Annotated in this window: 1 protein-coding gene and 1 pseudogene; both read left to right on the forward strand. The window is 74.9% G+C overall.

The window, feature by feature from the left end; genetic code table 11:
• Window positions 1-80 precede the first annotated feature (80 nt).
• Window positions 81-1,328, forward strand: a pseudogene (locus tag NOD94_RS40690) (exopolysaccharide biosynthesis polyprenyl glycosylphosphotransferase); the annotation flags it as partial.
• 2 nt (window positions 1,329-1,330) lie between these two features.
• Complete coding sequence (locus tag NOD94_RS40695) at window positions 1,331-2,698, forward strand: O-antigen ligase family protein (protein ID WP_281211279.1); 1,368 nt, start codon at window positions 1,331-1,333, stop codon at window positions 2,696-2,698.
• The last annotated feature ends 31 nt before the right edge of the window (window positions 2,699-2,729 follow it).

Below are 2,729 nucleotides of genomic sequence, written 5' to 3' on the forward strand. Positions count from 1 at the left end.
AATACTTTTTTTTAAATTTTTTGTGTTTTTAATAGTTTTTCTATTCCGATCGGCCGCCGGGCGCGGCCGCGCCCGCCCTCGTCCTGCTCGCCGCCGCGCACACCGCCCTGCACGCGCAGGCCGGGCTCTACCGGCCCCGGCTCGCGCCCTCCGCCCTGCTCGAACTGCCCGCGCTGGCCGGGCGGGCCGCCGTGCTGTGGTGCGCGGCCGCCGCCGTACTCGCCGCCGCCCTGCCCGGGCACGCGCTCGGCTGGAGCGCCCTGCTCGGCGCCGTCTGCCTCCAGGCCGTACTGGCCTGCGCCGGACGCGGATTCGTCAACCAGCTCCACCGCCGCTCCGCCGTGCGCAGGCCGCTCTCCGCGCTCGTCGTCGGCCCCGGCGAGGGCGCCGGCGCTGTTGCCGCCGCCCTGCACGGCCGCCCCGAGTACGGTCTGCGGCCCGTCGGCATCGCCGACACCGAACCCGCCGCCGAAGGGGGTACCGGGCAGCTGCCGCTGCTCGCCACCCACGAGGACATCCGGCGCGCCGTCATCCAGAACTCCGTGCGGCACGCCGTGTTCACCCGGCCGCCCGAGGCCGACGAACGCACCGCCTCCCTGGTCCGGCTCTTCCACGACCACGGCTGCCGGCTCTGGCTCGCCGACCCCGCCGGGACCGCCAAGGTCACCGGCATGCGGGTCGCGCAGCCCGCCGACCAGCTCTGGGGGTACGCCGTGCAGCCGCTGCTGCCGCGCCCCTCCCGGCCGCTGGAGCGCTACGCCAAGCGGGCCATCGACTCCTCCCTCGCCGCCCTGGCCCTGCTGGCCGCGGCCCCCGTCATGGGCGCCTGCGCGCTGGCCGTACGGCTCTCCGACGGCCCCGGCGTGATCTTCCGTCAGGAGCGGGTCGGGCTGTACGGGCGCCCCTTCACCCTGCTGAAGTTCCGCACCCTGCGCGCGAACGAGCACGAGTCCGCCACCCGGTGGACCGTCGCCGGCGACCGCGGCATGAGCCCCGTCGGCTCCTTCCTGCGCAAATCCTCGCTGGACGAACTCCCGCAGCTGTGGAACGTCGTACGGGGTGACATGAGCCTGGTCGGACCGCGCCCCGAACGGCCCTTCTTCGTCGCCAAGTTCAGCAGCGTCCACCCCGGCTACGAGGCCCGTCACCGGATGCCCGTCGGGATCACCGGCCTCGCCCAGATCAACGGCCTGCGCGGGGACACCTCCATCGAGGACCGGGCCCGCTTCGACAACCACTACATCGACACCTGGTCGCTGTGGCAGGACCTGTGGATCCTCGCCCGGACCGCCGCCTCCTTCTTCCGCTTCCGACTCGGGGGGAGTTGAGCATGAGCCTCGCCGCAACCGCCTCGCTCCGCGTCCCCGGCCTGCCGGGCATGCTGCGCCGGCACTGGCCGCTGCTGCCCCTCGCCGCGACCGTGCTGTTCCTCCTCGCCCCCCTGCCCGCCGGCGACGCGACCGCGTCCGGGAAGGTCGGGCCCGCGGACGCCGCCTCGCTGCTCCTCGCCCTGGTCTGCGGGGTGCAGGCGCTGCGCGGCCGGGTGCGGCCGCTGACCCCGCTGGGCGTGTTCGTCCTCGGACTGCCGGCGGTCGGGCTGGCGGTGGCGACGGTGACCGCCGGGGACCCGTACGCGGCCCTGCCCGGCTTCGTCCGCTACCTCCAGGTCTTCGTGCTGGTCCCGGCGGCCGTGGTGCTGCTGGTGCGCGACGCGCGGGAGTTCCGGATCGCCGCCGGGTGCTTCGTCGTCCTCGCGCTGGTGCAGGGGGCGGTGGGGGTCGTGCAGTACGCGACCCACACCGGGGCCTCCTACCAGGGCGAGGACGTCCGCGCCGTGGGCACCTTCGGCCCCGGCGACGTCATGGGCATGGCCACGGTGGTCGCGTACGGGCTGGTCGTGGCGACCGCCGCCGCGCTCGCGCCGGGGCTCGCTCCCCGGGTCCGGCGGATCGCCGGGGCGTGCGCGCTGGTGCTCGTGGTGCCGCTGGTGCTGTCGTTCAGCCGGGGCGCATGGATCGCCACCCTCGGCGCGGCCGTGCTGGTCATGGCGCTCGCGGGGATCCGGCGGGCGGTGAAGGTGCTGGTGGCGCTGGGCGCCGCCGCGGTGGTGCTCGTCGGCGGACTCGGGGTCGGCTCCGAGATGGTGGCCGAGCGGCTGACCTCGATCACCCAGGTCTCCAGCGCCCCCGACCAATCGGTCACCGACCGCTACACGATGTGGGCGGCCGCCGGGTCGATGTGGCGCGAACGACCGGCCGCGGGCGTGGGCCTCAAGGGCTTCCCCGCCCACCGCGACGGACACTCCTCGCTCGGCCTGTCCTCGGGCAGCGACACCGCCGGCGCCGGTCAGGCGTACCTCCGCCAGCCGCTGCTGTCCCCGCACAACATGTACCTGCTGATCCTCAGCGAACAGGGGCTGATCGGGCTCACCGCGCTCGTGGGCGGCTGGGCGGTGCTGCTCGTCGCGGGCCTGCGCCGGTACGCGACCGGTCGCGGGATCCGCGACTGCGGGCTCGTCGCGATCGGCCTCCTCGTCTGGCAGCTGACCGACTTCCTCTACGCCGACATCGGCGGCCCCTCCACCGTCCTGACCGGCGTGATCATCGGACTCGCCGCCTGGTGGGCGCTGCCCTCGCCCGGGGACCGGCGGGCACCCGGCTCGGGGAGCCCGCTCCCCGAGGGGCCGGCCACCCGGTGACCGACACCACGCCCTGGCGGCGGCCCGCGGT

The sequence above is a fragment of the Streptomyces sp. Isolate_45 genome, assembly GCF_024721315.2.
Lineage (GTDB): Bacteria > Actinomycetota > Actinomycetes > Streptomycetales > Streptomycetaceae > Streptomyces.

Excerpts from the sequence above, each read along its gene's own strand:
- NOD94_RS40695 (WP_281211279.1), top strand. The coding sequence starts at position 1,331 with ATGAGCCTCGCCGCAACCGCCTCGCTCCGCGTCCCCGGCCTGCCGGGC.